The organism is Pseudomonas sp. F3-2 (assembly GCF_038804275.1).
Lineage (GTDB): Bacteria > Pseudomonadota > Gammaproteobacteria > Pseudomonadales > Pseudomonadaceae > Aquipseudomonas.
In genome coordinates this window covers 989186-1003302 of sequence record NZ_CP152388.1, presented here as the reverse complement: position 1 = coordinate 1003302, position 14117 = coordinate 989186, and the positions used below count along the sequence as shown (strand labels likewise).

Sequence of the window (14117 nt, the reverse complement as noted above, 5' to 3'; positions counted from 1 at the left end):
AAGTGTCTCTAATGCCCCTTTGATCTGCGGCGTAACACCCAACGCCTTCCCGGCTAAAGCCGGTCCTACAAAAAGCTTGCGGCGTCTGCAGGACCGGCTTCGGTCGGGGAGAGGCCGGAGCATGAAGCCGGTCCTGCGAAAAGCTTGCCGCATCTGTAGGACTGGCTTTAGCCAGGAAGAGGCCGGTGCAGTCGGTGGAGAGGTAGCGTCCGGAATTCAGTCTTCGCGAGCCAGCTCACGCCTACAGTGCGATATTCGCGGGCCGTCACAAATCCGGGACAAACAAAAAACCCGCCATCGCTGGCGGGTTTCCTGGTTGCAGCCTGTGACTCAGATCGCGCCGCGTGTGCGCAGCAGATCGAGCACTTGCTTGACGCTTTCTTCGACGTTCAGCGACTGAGTGTCGATCACAAGATCAGCGTCCAGCGGCACGTCGTACGGGAAGGACTCGCCCGGGATGTTGTCCTTGTCCGCAGCGTAGAGGCCTTGAGGATCGCGTTCACGGCAGACCTGCGGCGAGGCCTGGACGTAAACGGTGATCAGACGATCGCTGCCGATCAGGCTCTTCGCGTTCTCACGGCCCGCCGCATCGGGAGCGACGAATGCCGCCAGTGTCAGCAGACCCGCTTCGTTGAACTGACGTGCGACATGAGCGGCACGACGCCAGTTCTCGGTGCGCCCGGCGCGATCCTGCGGCAAGCCCTTGTTCAGGTCATGGCGCAGATTCTGGCCATCCAGGACGAACACCGCGCGGCCCATGTCGAACAGCTTGCGCTCCACGGCATACGCCAGTGTGCTCTTGCCTGCGCCCGAGAGGCCGCTGAACAGAACGGTGGCCGGTTTCTGACCGAAACGCTGCGCACGTTCCTCGACCGAGACGTGGGCCAGTGCGCCGTGGTGCTGACCTGCGCCTGTCACAGTCGGTTTGGCGATGATCATGCCCGCCGCCACGGTGCCGTTGGTCAAACGGTCAATGACGATGAATGCGCCGGTCGTGCGGTTGCTGTCGTAGCCATCCAGCGCGATCGGAGCGTCGAGGCTGATTTTCACCCGGCCGATTTCGTTGAGTTGCAACGAGCTGGCCGGGCCCTCTTCCAGCGTGTTGACGTCAACGCGGTGGGTGATGCTGGCGATCGAACCTGGCACGTAGGAAGTCGCGCGCTTGATGTCGTACTTCTTGCCCGGGAGCATCGGCTCCTCGGCCATCCACACCAGCATCGCGTCGAACGCGTCAGCCACTTGCGGGACGTTGTCGGCATGCACCAACAGGTCGCCACGGGAGATGTCGATTTCGTCTTCCATGGTCAGCGTAACCGCCTGACCGGGACCTGCGTGCTCCAGCTCGCCTTCGAACGTGACGATGGATTTCACGCGGCTGCTCTTGCCCGACGGTAGCACGACCACTTCGTCGCCCTTGTGAACCACGCCACTGGCCAGCGTGCCGGCAAAGCCACGGAAGTTCAGGTTGGGGCGGTTCACGTACTGCACCGGGAAGCGCAGATCGGAGAAATTGCGGTCGTTGGCGATCTCGACGGTCTCGAGAATCTCCATCAGCGACTTGCCGGTGTACCAAGGCGAACGCTCGCTCTTGTTCACGACGTTATCGCCCTTGAGCGCCGACATCGGCACGAATTCCATGGTGGTCGGCTTGAGCGAGATACGCTCGGCGAACTTCAGGTAATCAGCCTTGATCTGCTCGAAGATGTTCTCGTCGAAACCATTGAGGTCCATCTTGTTGATGGCGACCACGATGTGCTTGATGCCCAGCAATGAGGCGATGTAGCTGTGGCGACGGGTCTGGGTCTGGACGCCATAACGGGCGTCGACCAGGATGATCGCCAAGTCACAGGTCGACGCACCAGTGGCCATGTTGCGGGTGTACTGCTCGTGGCCGGGGGTGTCGGCGATGATGAATTTGCGTTTGGAGGTCGAGAAGTAGCGATAGGCGACATCGATGGTGATGCCCTGCTCGCGCTCGGCCTGCAGACCGTCGACCAACAGCGCCAGGTCGACGTCATCGCCGGTGGTGCCGGACTTCTTCGAATCTCGGGTGATGGCTTCCAGATGGTCTTCGTAGATCATCTTGGAATCGTGCAGCAGACGACCGATCAAGGTGCTCTTGCCGTCGTCGACGTTGCCACAGGTCAGAAAACGCAGCATCTCCTTGCGTTCGTGCTGGCCCAGATAGGCGAGGATGTCCTCGCTGATCAATTCAGATTGATGGCTCATTGCATTCAGGCTCCAAGCTGTAAGCTTCAAGCGGTAAGCTTGTCGGCGTACAGCTAGTCAGAAATTCTATTGATCAACCCACTGAGCATCTTTGAAATCTCGCGGGTTTCATTTATCCAGCGGTCAGCCAGCAATGCCGGTATGTAACCGATCTCACCACCTATCATGATCTGTGTTCGCAACTCCCCACAGGAAGCTTTGGCAATCGACAGAAAACGACGCTTTTCCGTGTTGGTGAAACGCTCCATACCTTCGGCGATATTGCTGGGAACAGAGAGTCCGGAGCGCGTGATCTGACTCTTGAAAGCCACATCACCACAGTTGGCGAGCTCCATGTAGAGGCTTACCGCCAACGCCTTTGCTCTCTGCCAAACCAGAAGTTTCTCGAAATCCATTTCGATCGCTCGCTGTTGATTCGCTTGCAGCTTGCCGCTTGAAACTTGGCGCTGTCCCTTAGAAATAACCCTGACGTTTCTTTTCTTCCATGGAGCCGGCGCCATCGTGATCGATGACCCGGCCCTGGCGCTCGGAAGTTCGCGTCAGGAGCATTTCCTGAATGATGTCGGTAAGGCTGGTGGCCTCGGACTCGACAGCGCCCGTCAACGGGTAGTCGCCCAGTGTGCGGAAACGGACTTTCTTCTTGACGATGCGTTTCTTGTCTTCGTCAGACAGGTGATTACGCAAGCGATCGTCGTCGATCATGATCCATGTGCCATTCATCTCGATGACTTCACGCTCGGCGGCGAAGTACAGCGGCACGATCGGGATGCCTTCCAGATAGATGTACTGCCAGATGTCCAGCTCGGTCCAGTTGGAGAGCGGGAACACGCGGATCGACTCGCCTTTGTTGACGTTGCCGTTGTACACGTTCCACAGCTCTGGGCGCTGGTTTTTCGGGTCCCAGCGATGCTTGCTGTCGCGGAAGGAATACACGCGCTCTTTGGCGCGAGACTTCTCTTCGTCACGACGTGCGCCACCGAAGGCGGCGTCGAAACCGTGTTTGTCCAAAGCCTGCTTCAGGCCCTCGGTTTTCATGATGTCCGTGTGCTTGGCACTGCCGTGGGTCAGCGGGTTGATGCCCTGCGCGACGCCGTCCGGGTTGATGTGGACGATCAGATCCAGGCCCATGTCCTCGACCATCTGGTCACGGAAACGATACATTTCCTGGAATTTCCAGCGGGTATCGACGTGCATGACCGGGAACGGCAGCTTGCCCGGGAAGAACGCCTTGCGCGCCAGGTGCAGCATCACGGCGGAATCTTTACCGACGGAGTACAGCATCACCGGGTTATCGAACTCGGCGGCGACCTCGCGGATGATGTGGATGCTTTCCGCCTCCAGCTGTTTCAGATGCGTCAGTTTGTCGACCATGGTTACTCACGGGATAACGTACTTTATGGAGAGCCTGCGGGCTCTATCGAGCGAGGCACTTTATCATGGGGCCTGATTCTATTCAGTTGGCGGGTTAGATCGAAACGATCTAACGATATAGCTCACTCTTTGGACCGCCTGCCCCGCCTCGCCGGGTCAGATCGGATTGGGACAATCGATGAACAGATGTTCAAGCGCGAAGCGCCGCGCCAGATAGTCTCCCAGTGCCTGCACGCCATAGCGCTCGGTGGCATGATGGCCGGCCGCGATGAAGCTGATGTCGTTTTCACGGGCGCTGTGAAAAGTCTGCTCCGATGCCTCGCCGCTCAGGTAGAGGTCCACGCCGGCCAGCACGGCCTGATCGATGTAGCCCTGCCCGCCCCCGGTGCACCAGCCGACGCGGCGGATCATCTCACTGCCCTCGATCAGCAAGGGCTCGCGCCCCAGCGTCGACTGAACGCGATGGGCGAAGTCACGCGGGGTCATCGGCTCGGACAATGACCCGACCAGACCGACGATGCGCGGATTGTCGGGATCGAGTGGTCCTTCGACCGTGATGTCCAGTTGCCGGGCAAGCTGCACGTTATTGCCCACTTCAGGGTGCAGATCCAGCGGCAGGTGATACGCCAGCAAGCTGATGTCGTGTTTGAGCAGCGTCTTAAGGCGGCGCTGCTTCATGCCGGTGATGCAGGGGTTTTCGCCTTTCCAGAAATAGCCGTGGTGGACCAGAATCAGGTCAGCGCTGGCCTCGACCGCCGCATCCAGCAACGCCTGGCTGGCAGTCACGCCAGAGACGATGCGGGTGACCTGCGGGCGACCTTCGACCTGCAATCCGTTAGGGCAATAATCCTGTACCCGGGCGCTACTCAGATAGCGGTCCGCTTCTTCAACCAGAGTGCTCAGCGCGACGGCCATAAAAGTCTCCTAAATATGCAGTTCAGACCGGTCCGGTCCTCGTATAATGCCCGCCATTATGGCGCAGGTGATGCGCATCTACTCTCAGGACTCTGCTCAATGTTCAAAGCGCTGCGTTTTCTCGGCTGGCCATTGCTCGCTGGTGTGCTTATCGCTTTACTGATTATCCAGCGCTTCCCGCAGTGGGTCGGGCTTCCCAGCCAGGACGTCAACCTGCAGCAGGCACCTCAGACCGCTTTCATCCAGCAAGGGCCGGTGTCTTACGCCGACGCGGTCAGCAGCGCCGCGCCTGCGGTGGCCAATCTGTACACGACCAAAATGGTCAATAACAAGCCCAACCATCCGCTGTTCGAAGACCCGCAATTCCGGCGTTTCTTCGGCGACAACCTGCCCAAGCAGCGACGCATGGAATCGAGCCTGGGTTCGGCAGTGATCATGAGCCCTGAAGGCTATCTGCTGACCAACAACCACGTGACCTCGGGCGCCGACCAGATCGTGGTGGCGCTCAAGGACGGCCGCGAAACCATCGCCCGGGTCATCGGCAGCGACCCTGAAACCGACCTCGCCGTTCTCAAGATCGATCTGAAAAACCTGCCATCCATTACCCTCGGCAGCTCAGACAGCATTCGCATCGGCGACGTGGCGCTGGCGATCGGCAACCCGTTCGGGGTCGGCCAGACCGTGACCATGGGCATCATCAGCGCCACGGGCCGCAATCAACTGGGCCTCAATACCTACGAAGACTTCATTCAGACCGACGCCGCGATCAACCCCGGCAACTCGGGCGGCGCGCTGGTTGACGCCAACGGCAACCTGACCGGCATCAACACGGCGATCTTTTCCAAGTCCGGCGGTTCACAAGGCATCGGTTTCGCAATCCCCACCAAGCTTGCGCTCGAAGTCATGAAGTCGATCATCGAGCACGGCCAGGTGATTCGCGGCTGGCTGGGCATCGAGGTGCAACCGTTGACCCAGGAACTGGCGGAGTCCTTCGGTTTGAAAGACCGCCCCGGCATCGTGGTGGCAGGCATTTTCCGCGACGGGCCAGCGCAGAAGGCAGGTCTGCAACTGGGCGACGTGATTCTGAGCATCAATGGCGAACCCGCGGGCGATGGCCGCAGGTCGATGAACCAGGTGGCGCGCACCAAGCCGTCGGAGAAGATCGCGATTCAGGTGATGCGCAACGGCAAGGAATTGAAGCTGATGGCGGAAGTGGGTCTGCGTCCGCCACAAACCCCGGCGCCTGCGGCGGAGGATTAAGTTTCAGACATGCAGAAGCGGCGGGCCGGCGACCCGATGGTTGGCCGGACCGCCGCGCTCCTGCAATAGATCGCTACAACGCTCCCAATGCATCCACCAGCGCCTGATTCTGCTCGGGGGTGCCGATGGTGATGCGCAGGAATTGCGCGATGCGTGCCTGCGTGAAGTGCCGAACGATCACGCCCTGCTCTCGCACTTTGGCCGCAAGGCCTGCTGCGTCGTGCTGCGGGTGGCGAGCGAAAATGAAGTTCGCCGCTGACGGCAGGACTTCGAACCCCTTGGCTTTCAGTTGCTCGACCAGACGCTCGCGGCTGTCGATCACCCGCTTGCAGGTGCTCAGGAAATACTCGCGGTCATCGAACGCAGCCGCTGCACCGACGATCGCCATGCGATCGAGCGGGTAAGAGTTGAAGCTGTTCTTGACCCTTTCCAGCGCCTCGATCAGATCGGGATGACCGACTGCCAGACCGACGCGCAGTCCCGCCAGCGAGCGTGACTTCGACAGCGTCTGCGTGACCAGCAGGTTGGGGTAGCGGCTGATCAGGCTGATCGCCGTCTCACCGCCGAAATCGATGTACGCCTCATCGACAATCACCACCGAATCCGGACTGGATCTGACGATTTGCTCCACCGCATCCAGCGCCAGCAGGCAGCCGGTCGGTGCGTTAGGGTTCGGGAAAATGATGCCGCCGTTCGGGCGGGCGTAATCTTCGACACGGATCTGGAACTGCTCATCCAGCGCGATGGCTTCGTATTCGACGCCATACAAACCGCAGTACACCGGATAGAAGCTGTAGCTGATGTCCGGGAACAACAACGGCTTGTCGTGCTTGAAGAACGCGTTGTAAGCGTGTGCCAGTACCTCGTCGGAGCCGTTGCCCAGAAACACGTGGGTGGCTTCAACGCCGTAGTAACGGGCGACCGCCTGCTTGAGCAGGTCGCTGTTGGGGTCCGGGTACAGACGCAGGTTGTCGTTGACCTCGGCGCGCATGGCTTCGATCGCTTTCGGCGACGGCCCATACGGGTTCTCGTTGGTGTTGAGTTTCACCAGCTTGGTCAGCTTCGGCTGCTCACCGGGCACGTACGGCACCAGATCGTTGACGAAGGGACTCCAGAATTTACTCATGTCAGTTGCCTTCCTGATTGTTGTCGACGATCCGGTATTCAGCGCTGCGTGCGTGAGCGGTCAGGGATTCGCCACGCGCCAGCACCGACGCAGTCTTGCCCAGCTCGGACGCGCCTTGCTCGGAGCAGAAAATGATGGAGGAGCGTTTCTGGAAGTCGTAAACACCCAGCGGCGAGGAGAACCGCGCAGTGCCCGAAGTCGGCAGCACGTGGTTGGGGCCTGCGCAGTAATCGCCCAGCGCTTCGGACGTGTGACGCCCCATGAAGATGGCGCCGGCATGACGAATCTGCGGCAGCCACGCCTCTGGGTCCGCGACCGACAGCTCCAGGTGCTCGGGGGCGATGCGGTTGGCGACCTCGATGGCCTGGGTCATGTCCGCCACTTTAATCAGCGCACCACGGCCATTGATGGACGTATTGATGATCTCGGCGCGCTCCATGGTCGGCATCAGCCTGGCAATGCTCGCGGCCACCTTGTCCAGAAAGTCGGCGTCAGGGCTGACCAGAATCGCCTGGGCGTCTTCGTCGTGCTCGGCCTGGGAGAACAGGTCCATGGCGATCCAGTCCGGATCGGTCTGACCGTCGCACACCACGAGAATTTCCGAAGGGCCGGCAATCATGTCGATACCCACTTGGCCAAACACGTGACGCTTGGCCGTCGCGACATAAATGTTGCCCGGCCCTACGACCTTGTCGACCTGCGGGACGCTCTCGGTGCCGTAGGCCAGCGCCGCTACCGCCTGAGCGCCACCGATGGTGAACACCCGATCGACGCCGGCGATGCACGCGGCCGCCAGCACCAGTTCGTTGATTTCACCGCGCGGCGTCGGCACGACCATGACCACTTCACCGACACCGGCGACCTTGGCAGGAATGGCGTTCATCAGCACCGACGAAGGATAGGAAGCCTTGCCGCCCGGCACATACAGACCGGCGCGATCCAGCGGCGTGACCTTCTGGCCGAGCACAGTGCCATCGGCTTCGGTGTAGCTCCACGAGTCCTGTTTCTGACGCTCGTGGTAATTGCGCACACGGTCTGCGGCCTTTTCAAGCGCCTGACGCTGTGCAGGTGTGATGCGTGTCAGTGCCAGCTCGAGGCGTTCGCGCGGCAGAATGAGGTCCGCCATCGACGCGACATCGAGGCCGTCGAAACGCTGGGTGTATTCCACCAGCGCCGCGTCGCCGCGCTCGCGAACGTTCTTGATGATGTCCAGCACACGCTGATTGACCGAGTCGTCGGACACGCTTTCCCAGCTCAACAGATGATCCAGATGTCGAGCGAAATCAGGGTCAGCAGCGTTGAGTCGGCGAATGGTGTTGGAAGTGGTCATAGCGTGAGCCTCAATGAATGGCATTTTCTCAGGAGCCTTGTGCATAGGCAGGAGCCTAAGCTACCAAGCCATCCGCGCAGGCACCTGAGAAATTTGGCTATGACACGGATAGCTGGGCGCAACCTTGATCACGGTCGCGCGAAACAGTCAGCCGCGGTGTCGCGATTCCACTGCGGTGCGCAGGGTATCGATCAGCGACTGGATACGGGCGTGCTGCATCTTCATCGACGCCTTGTTCACCACCAGACGCGAGCTGATGTGAGCGATCATTTCCTGAGGCTCCAGGCCGTTGGCACGCAGCGTATTGCCGGTGTCGACGACGTCGATGATCTTGTCCGCCAGCCCTACCAGCGGCGCCAGCTCCATCGAGCCGTACAGCTTGATGATGTCGACCTGACGACCTTGCTCGGCGTAATACCGCTTGGCGACGTTGACGAACTTGGTGGCCACACGCAGACGGCCCTTGGGCTCGGCAGCCCCGACCGCGCCGGCGGTCATCAGCTTGCACTTGGCGATCTGCAGATCCAGTGGCTCATACAGGCCCTGGCCGCCGTACTCCATCAACACATCCTTGCCAGCCACGCCCAGATCGGCGGCGCCATGCTCGACATAGGTCGGCACGTCGGTCGCACGGACGATCAGCAGGCGAACATCGTCCTGGGTCGTCGGAATGATCAGCTTGCGGCTCTTGTCCGGATTCTCGGTCGGCACGATACCCGCTGCTGCGAGAAGCGGCAGGGTGTCGTCAAGGATGCGGCCCTTGGACAGTGCGATGGTCAACATTGGAAACGTCAGTCCTTATCAGCAAGCGCGCGTCGGGTCGCAATCGGCGCCCGACGACTTCCGGATCGAACAACGCAGACCCGGAGTAAAACGAATCAGAAAATTCTGGCTGCACTCGGTCACGAACGCTGCCCGGCCGATCGACTCGGCTCAGGCAGCGGGTCGCAACGACTAGCCCGGCACGCGACGGATTTTCGCGCCCAGCATCTGCAGTTTCTCTTCGATGCACTCGTAACCACGGTCGATATGGTAAATGCGGTCGATCAGCGTGTCGCCTTCCGCGATCAGCGCGGAAATCACCAGACTGGCCGAAGCACGCAGGTCGGTCGCCATCACGGGCGCGCCTTTGAGCTTCGCGCAGCCGGTGACGATGGCAGTGTTGCCCTCGACCTGGATCTGAGCGCCCATGCGGTGCATTTCGTAAACGTGCATGAAACGGTTTTCGAAAATCGTCTCGATGACCGCGCCCGTGCCTTCGGCAATGGCGTTGAGCGAGATGAACTGGGCCTGCATGTCGGTCGGGAACGCCGGATACGGCGCAGTGCGCACGTTGACGGCTTTCGGACGCTTGCCATGCATGTTCAGCTCGATCCAGTCTTCACCGGTGGTGATCTCGGCACCGGCTTCACGAAGCTTCTCGAGTACGGCTTCAAGAATGGTCGGATCGGTGTCCTTGACCTTGACGCGGCCGCCTGTTGCAGCAGCGGCAACCAGGTAGGTGCCGGTCTCGATGCGGTCAGGCATGACACGGTAGGTCGCCGAACCCAGTCGCTTGACGCCATCGATGGTGATGGTGTCGGTGCCAGCGCCGGAAACCTTCGCGCCCATGGCATTGAGGAAGTTCGCCAGATCGACGACTTCCGGCTCACGAGCGGCGTTTTGCAGCACGCTTCGGCCGTTGGCCAGCGCTGCGGCCATCATGATGTTTTCGGTACCGGTCACGCTCACGGTATCGAAGAAGAAGTGCGCGCCACGCAGCCCGCCTTCAGGGGCCCGGGCCTTGATGTAGCCGCCTTCGACGTCGATGATCGCGCCCATGGCTTCAAGGCCGCGGATGTGCAGATCGACCGGACGCGAACCGATGGCGCAACCGCCAGGCAATGCGACTTCGGCTTCACCGAAACGCGCAACCATCGGGCCCAGCACCAGAATCGACGCACGCATGGTTTTCACCAGTTCGTACGGCGCGACGAGGGTCTTGATGGTGCGAGGATCGATTTCGACACTGAGCTTTTCGTCGATGATGGGCTCGATGCCCATGCGACCGAACAGCTCGATCATGGTGGTGATGTCATGCAGGTGCGGCAGGTTGGCGACGGTCACGGGACCATCAGCCAGCAACGTGGCTGCGAGAATCGGCAGGGCAGAGTTCTTTGCCCCGGAAATGCGGATTTCGCCATCAAGACGAATGCCGCCAGTAATAATCAGTTTGTCCATTAGAATCTCGACGCCATTTTGGCTCAGGTGCGCTCGGCCCATGCAGCGCGGCTGAAAAATTTCATGGTGACCGCGTGGATGCTGCCATCAGCGATCCATGGGTTCAAATGCGTATAGATCTGCTGCTGGCGCTTGACCGGACTTAGTGCAGCGAGCTCGTCGCTGATCACGTTCAGCTGAAAGTTACAGCCTTCGCCTTCAACTTCGACCTGAATCTCTGGCAGCTTACCTTCAAGGAAGCTTTTAACTTCTACGGCCTGCATGCTTAACCTCAATCGGCGCCCTACGCGCGCGGGTCGGCCATCATACAAAAAAGCCCTCTCGTTGCGAACCCTACTTTGCAGGAGACGGACGAGGGGCTTGATCGATGATCAGCTATCAATGTTGTTCGAACAGCTCGGTCAGACCCGATACCTGTGCGATTTCCTGCATGTCTTCAGGGAGCGAGCGAACGCTGACCGTCTTGCCTGCGTTGCTGGCGTCCCGCATGAAGGCCAGCAGCAGGGCCAGCCCGACGCTGCTGGACTTCTCGACGCCAGAGCAATCAAGGACCAAAGCCGGCGCATCGCTGGCCTTGATCAGTTGAGCGCCCTGCTCGCGCAACGCAGGGCCGGTGCGGTAGTCCAGCACGCCGAACAGCTTCAGCTCGCCGCCGCCCACCGCCGTGATAGCCGCTTCACTCATTTGACGACCTTGTCAGGCGAGTTCTCGGTGGCGTCCTTGGCCTTGGCAACTTCGCCCGCCCATCCATCGATGGTCTTGTCCAGGTTGTTGCCGTTGCGCTGCATCGCGTCAGCGAACTGATCGCGGAACAGCTTGCCGATGTTGATGCCGTTGATGATCACGTTACGCACTTTCCACTCGTTGTTGATGGTCACGAGGGTGTACGAAACCGGGTAGACCGCGCCGTTGTTGCCCTTGACCGACATGTCGACGGACGTGCGGTCAGCCGCTTCTTCCTTGGCTGGCGAAACGGTGATGCCCTGGTTGTTGTACTCCAGCAGCGCATTGCCATAGAACTGGATCAGGCTGCGCTTGAAGTTTTCCTGGAAGCGTTGCATCTGCGCCGGGGTAGCGTTGCGCGAGTACTTCACGGTCATGATGCTTTTGGAGATGCCGTCAGCGTCGATCACAGGACCGACGATGCCGTTGAGCGCCTCGTAGAACGCCTGCGGATCGGATTTGTACTTGTCCTTGTTGGCAGCAAGGTCAGCCAGCAGCTGCTTGGTCGTACGGTCCACCAGATCATGAGCGGAGGACGCAGGTGCAGCGTTGGCGAACAGCGGCAGAGCAGCCAGCAGCACCAGAAGGCCACGGCGCAGAATCGAGATCATGAAAAAACTCCTCATTTAGCGTCTTTACCCACGGAATTCAGCAGGAATTTGCCGATCAGGTCCTCGAGTACCAGCGACGACTGCGTGTCGTGGATGGTGCCGCCGTCTTTCAACAGCTGATCATCTCCGCCAACGCTGATGCCGACGTATTTCTCGCCCAGCAGGCCAGCGGTCAGAATCGAGGCAGTGGAATCGGACGGCAGATTGTTCACCCGCTTATCCACTTCCATCGTCACACGGCCCATGAAGGTATCGTGGTCCAGATCGATTGCAGTGACCTTGCCGATGGTCACACCGGCCATGGTCACTTTCGCTCTGACAGTCAAACCGGCGATATTGTCGAAATTTGCATAAAGTTTGTAGCTGTCGTTGGTGGCGCTGGCGCTCAGACCACTGACCCGCAGGGCGAGCAGGAGCAAAGCCAGGATCCCGGCGAGCAGAAACAGGCCTACACCGGTTTCGAGGGTGCGGTTTTGCATCAGAAGTCTCCAAACATCAAGGCGGTCAGAATAAAGTCCAGGCCCAGTACGGCCAGCGAGGCGTACACCACGGTCTTGGTCGTGGCGCGACTGATCCCCTCGGATGTGGGCTCGCAGTCATAGCCTTGGAATACGGCGATCCAGGTGACGACAAAAGCGAAAACGACGCTTTTGATGACACCGTTGATTACATCATTGGGAAAGGAAACGCTGTTTTGCATGTTCGCCCAGAAGGAGCCTTCGTAGACGCCCAGCCAGTCCACCGCCACCCAGGATCCGCCCCAGATGCCGACGACGCTGAAAATGATCGCGAGCACTGGCAGCGAAATGAAACCGGCCCACAGACGCGGCGCGACGATGTACTTCAAAGGGTCGACGCCGATCATTTCGAGGCTGGACAACTGCTCGGTGGATTTCATGTTGCCGATTTCGGCAGTCAGCGCCGAGCCGGCACGACCGGCGAACAGCAGCGCCGTCACAACCGGGCCCAATTCGCGCAGCAGCGTGAGGGCAACCATCTGCCCCACCGCCTGCTCCGAGCCGTACTTGGCCAGGATACTGAAACCCTGCAGCGCCAGAACCATGCCGATGAAGACACCTGACACGACAATGATCGCCAGCGACATGACGCCGACCGAATAAAGCTGACGCACCAACAGTTGGAAACCACCGCCGATTCCGCCGCGCCCAAGCAGGGCATGAACCAGAAAAATCCCCGAACGACCCAACACTGCAACAACATCGATCGCTGAGCGCCCCATCAGGCGTACACGATCCATCAATGACTTTCTGCGCATCAGCGCTTCCCCAAAAGATCTTCGCGATAATCCGGCGCCGGATAATGGAAAGGCACCGGCCCGTCGGGATCGCCCGTCATGAATTGACGAATGCGAGGGTTATCCGACTGCATCAATTCCTGCGGCGTCCCCTGCCCCAACACCTGCCCGTCGCCCACGACGTACAGATAGTCGGCAATGCTGGCGGTTTCTGCCAGGTCGTGGGACACCACGACACTGGTGATGCCGAGCGCATCATTGAGCAGGCGGATCAACCGGACCAGCACGCCCATGGCAATCGGGTCCTGACCCACGAAGGGCTCGTCGTACATGAGGATCTGCGGATCCAGCGCAATGGCACGGGCCAGTGCGACGCGACGCTTCATGCCGCCGGAAAGTTCGTCGGGCATGAGCTCGACCGCGCCACGCAGCCCCACCGCCTGCAGCTTCAGCAGGACGATGTCGCGAATCATGTCTTCAGGCAGTTTGGTATGGACACGCAGCGGGAATGCCACGTTTTCGAATACGTCGAGATCGGTGAACAACGCACCGCTCTGAAACAGGACACCCATCTGCTTGCGCGCGTCGAACAGGTCACTGCGCGACAGCTTCGGCAGGTTCTGGCCATTGACCCAGACCTCGCCCGCGCTTGGACGCAGTTGTGCTCCCATCAGTCGCAGCAATGTGGTTTTACCACTGCCTGACGGCCCCATGATGCCGGTGACTTTGCCCCGGGGGATGCGAATGTCCACATTATTGAAGATGCTGCGCGTACCGCGTTTGAAGGACACGCCCTTCAATTCGACCGCGTAGGCGTTATCGGCACTCATCTAAACTCCTTGCGATGCAACCTGTCTCTGAGATGCCGCGTCCTTGACGAACGACACACTATCAGGAGGGGCCGAACAAGCGGCGAACTATAACACCGGTGTGCCAAGCCGCCAAAGCACCAACGTGTCGAGTCGCAAACAAAGAAGAAGATTTCAGACACAGAGGAAATTTCCTGCTTCAGCCACTTCGATTAATCAGCATCAACTGAAGGACTGAACGCCTCTATAAACAAAGAGCGACGATGAA

General features: G+C 59.9%; 15 protein-coding genes. 1 reads left to right on the top strand and 14 read right to left on the bottom strand.

Features of this window, described 5'->3' with window-relative positions:
* Window positions 1–330 precede the first annotated feature (330 nt).
* The 4 genes from cysN to AAGQ88_RS04585 form a co-directional block, all read right to left on the bottom strand.
* Window positions 331–2229 carry a sulfate adenylyltransferase subunit CysN gene (cysN, locus tag AAGQ88_RS04600; protein ID WP_093461872.1) on the bottom strand — a complete coding sequence of 633 codons (1899 nt, stop codon included), beginning with the start codon at window positions 2227–2229 and terminating at the stop codon, window positions 331–333.
* A gap of 53 nt (window positions 2230–2282) precedes the next feature.
* Window positions 2283–2624, bottom strand: coding sequence for a four helix bundle protein (locus AAGQ88_RS04595; protein ID WP_342654547.1), 342 nt, complete (start codon window positions 2622–2624; stop codon window positions 2283–2285).
* A gap of 58 nt (window positions 2625–2682) precedes the next feature.
* The gene (gene cysD / locus AAGQ88_RS04590) at window positions 2683–3600 is read right to left on the bottom strand and encodes a sulfate adenylyltransferase subunit CysD (RefSeq protein ID WP_093461876.1); all 918 of its coding nucleotides are present in this window, start codon (window positions 3598–3600) and stop codon (window positions 2683–2685) included.
* Between the two features lie 156 nt (window positions 3601–3756).
* Window positions 3757–4515 carry a Nif3-like dinuclear metal center hexameric protein gene (locus tag AAGQ88_RS04585; RefSeq protein ID WP_342654546.1) on the bottom strand — a complete coding sequence of 253 codons (759 nt, stop codon included), beginning with the start codon at window positions 4513–4515 and terminating at the stop codon, window positions 3757–3759.
* 99 nt (window positions 4516–4614) lie between these two features.
* Here AAGQ88_RS04585 and algW point away from each other — a divergent pair, with 99 nt between their 5' ends.
* Window positions 4615–5775: a Do family serine endopeptidase AlgW gene (gene algW / locus AAGQ88_RS04580; protein ID WP_285423081.1), complete on the top strand. Its 1161-nt coding sequence runs from the start codon at window positions 4615–4617 to the stop codon at window positions 5773–5775.
* A gap of 73 nt (window positions 5776–5848) precedes the next feature.
* On the opposite strand, the gene hisC is transcribed toward algW, so the two are convergent.
* The 10 genes from hisC to AAGQ88_RS04530 all read right to left on the bottom strand — a co-directional run bounded on the left by hisC (window position 5849) and on the right by AAGQ88_RS04530 (window position 13870).
* The gene (gene hisC / locus AAGQ88_RS04575; protein WP_342654545.1) at window positions 5849–6901 is read right to left on the bottom strand and encodes a histidinol-phosphate transaminase; all 1053 of its coding nucleotides are present in this window, start codon (window positions 6899–6901) and stop codon (window positions 5849–5851) included.
* Between the two features lies 1 nt (window position 6902).
* Complete coding sequence (hisD, locus tag AAGQ88_RS04570) at window positions 6903–8231, bottom strand: histidinol dehydrogenase (RefSeq protein ID WP_285423079.1); 1329 nt, start codon at window positions 8229–8231, stop codon at window positions 6903–6905.
* Between the two features lie 147 nt (window positions 8232–8378).
* A complete protein-coding gene (gene hisG / locus AAGQ88_RS04565) occupies window positions 8379–9014 on the bottom strand; it encodes an ATP phosphoribosyltransferase (RefSeq protein WP_074753869.1) in 636 nt (211 codons plus the stop codon).
* 171 nt (window positions 9015–9185) lie between these two features.
* On the bottom strand, window positions 9186–10451 hold the full coding sequence (gene murA, locus AAGQ88_RS04560) for a UDP-N-acetylglucosamine 1-carboxyvinyltransferase (protein ID WP_093462571.1): 1266 nt from the start codon (window positions 10449–10451) through the stop codon (window positions 9186–9188).
* A 23-nt stretch (window positions 10452–10474) separates the two neighbouring features.
* The gene (locus AAGQ88_RS04555; RefSeq protein WP_093461891.1) at window positions 10475–10714 is read right to left on the bottom strand and encodes a BolA family protein; all 240 of its coding nucleotides are present in this window, start codon (window positions 10712–10714) and stop codon (window positions 10475–10477) included.
* Window positions 10715–10829: 115 nt separating this feature from the next.
* The gene (locus AAGQ88_RS04550; protein ID WP_285423078.1) at window positions 10830–11135 is read right to left on the bottom strand and encodes an STAS domain-containing protein; all 306 of its coding nucleotides are present in this window, start codon (window positions 11133–11135) and stop codon (window positions 10830–10832) included.
* Complete coding sequence (locus AAGQ88_RS04545) at window positions 11132–11785, bottom strand: ABC transporter substrate-binding protein (protein WP_285423077.1); 654 nt, start codon at window positions 11783–11785, stop codon at window positions 11132–11134. The genes AAGQ88_RS04550 and AAGQ88_RS04545 overlap by 4 nt, the downstream gene beginning before the upstream one ends.
* A gap of 11 nt (window positions 11786–11796) precedes the next feature.
* The gene (gene mlaD, locus AAGQ88_RS04540; RefSeq protein ID WP_093461900.1) at window positions 11797–12264 is read right to left on the bottom strand and encodes an outer membrane lipid asymmetry maintenance protein MlaD; all 468 of its coding nucleotides are present in this window, start codon (window positions 12262–12264) and stop codon (window positions 11797–11799) included.
* Window positions 12264–13061, bottom strand: coding sequence for a lipid asymmetry maintenance ABC transporter permease subunit MlaE (mlaE, locus tag AAGQ88_RS04535; RefSeq protein WP_285423076.1), 798 nt, complete (start codon window positions 13059–13061; stop codon window positions 12264–12266). The genes mlaD and mlaE overlap by 1 nt, the downstream gene beginning before the upstream one ends.
* Window positions 13061–13870: an ATP-binding cassette domain-containing protein gene (locus tag AAGQ88_RS04530; RefSeq protein ID WP_285423075.1), complete on the bottom strand. Its 810-nt coding sequence runs from the start codon at window positions 13868–13870 to the stop codon at window positions 13061–13063. Before AAGQ88_RS04530 ends, mlaE begins: the two co-directional genes overlap by 1 nt.
* Window positions 13871–14117 lie beyond the last annotated feature (247 nt).

Bases quoted from the DNA above. Each gene is read 5' to 3' on its own strand.
- AAGQ88_RS04550 (WP_285423078.1), bottom strand. From the start codon at position 11,135: ATGAGTGAAGCGGCTATCACGGCGGTGGGCGGCGGCGAGCTGAAGCTG.
- murA (WP_093462571.1), bottom strand. From the start codon at position 10,451: ATGGACAAACTGATTATTACTGGCGGCATTCGTCTTGATGGCGAAATC.
- AAGQ88_RS04530 (WP_285423075.1), bottom strand. From the start codon at position 13,870: ATGAGTGCCGATAACGCCTACGCGGTCGAATTGAAGGGCGTGTCCTTC.
- AAGQ88_RS04545 (WP_285423077.1), bottom strand. From the start codon at position 11,785: ATGATCTCGATTCTGCGCCGTGGCCTTCTGGTGCTGCTGGCTGCTCTG.
- cysN (WP_093461872.1), bottom strand. From the start codon at position 2,229: ATGAGCCATCAATCTGAATTGATCAGCGAGGACATCCTCGCCTATCTG.
- AAGQ88_RS04555 (WP_093461891.1), bottom strand. From the start codon at position 10,714: ATGCAGGCCGTAGAAGTTAAAAGCTTCCTTGAAGGTAAGCTGCCAGAG.
- algW (WP_285423081.1), top strand. From the start codon at position 4,615: ATGTTCAAAGCGCTGCGTTTTCTCGGCTGGCCATTGCTCGCTGGTGTG.
- mlaE (WP_285423076.1), bottom strand. From the start codon at position 13,061: ATGCGCAGAAAGTCATTGATGGATCGTGTACGCCTGATGGGGCGCTCA.
- AAGQ88_RS04595 (WP_342654547.1), bottom strand. From the start codon at position 2,624: ATGGATTTCGAGAAACTTCTGGTTTGGCAGAGAGCAAAGGCGTTGGCG.
- mlaD (WP_093461900.1), bottom strand. From the start codon at position 12,264: ATGCAAAACCGCACCCTCGAAACCGGTGTAGGCCTGTTTCTGCTCGCC.
- hisD (WP_285423079.1), bottom strand. From the start codon at position 8,231: ATGACCACTTCCAACACCATTCGCCGACTCAACGCTGCTGACCCTGAT.
- cysD (WP_093461876.1), bottom strand. From the start codon at position 3,600: ATGGTCGACAAACTGACGCATCTGAAACAGCTGGAGGCGGAAAGCATC.
- hisC (WP_342654545.1), bottom strand. From the start codon at position 6,901: ATGAGTAAATTCTGGAGTCCCTTCGTCAACGATCTGGTGCCGTACGTG.
- hisG (WP_074753869.1), bottom strand. From the start codon at position 9,014: ATGTTGACCATCGCACTGTCCAAGGGCCGCATCCTTGACGACACCCTG.
- AAGQ88_RS04585 (WP_342654546.1), bottom strand. From the start codon at position 4,515: ATGGCCGTCGCGCTGAGCACTCTGGTTGAAGAAGCGGACCGCTATCTG.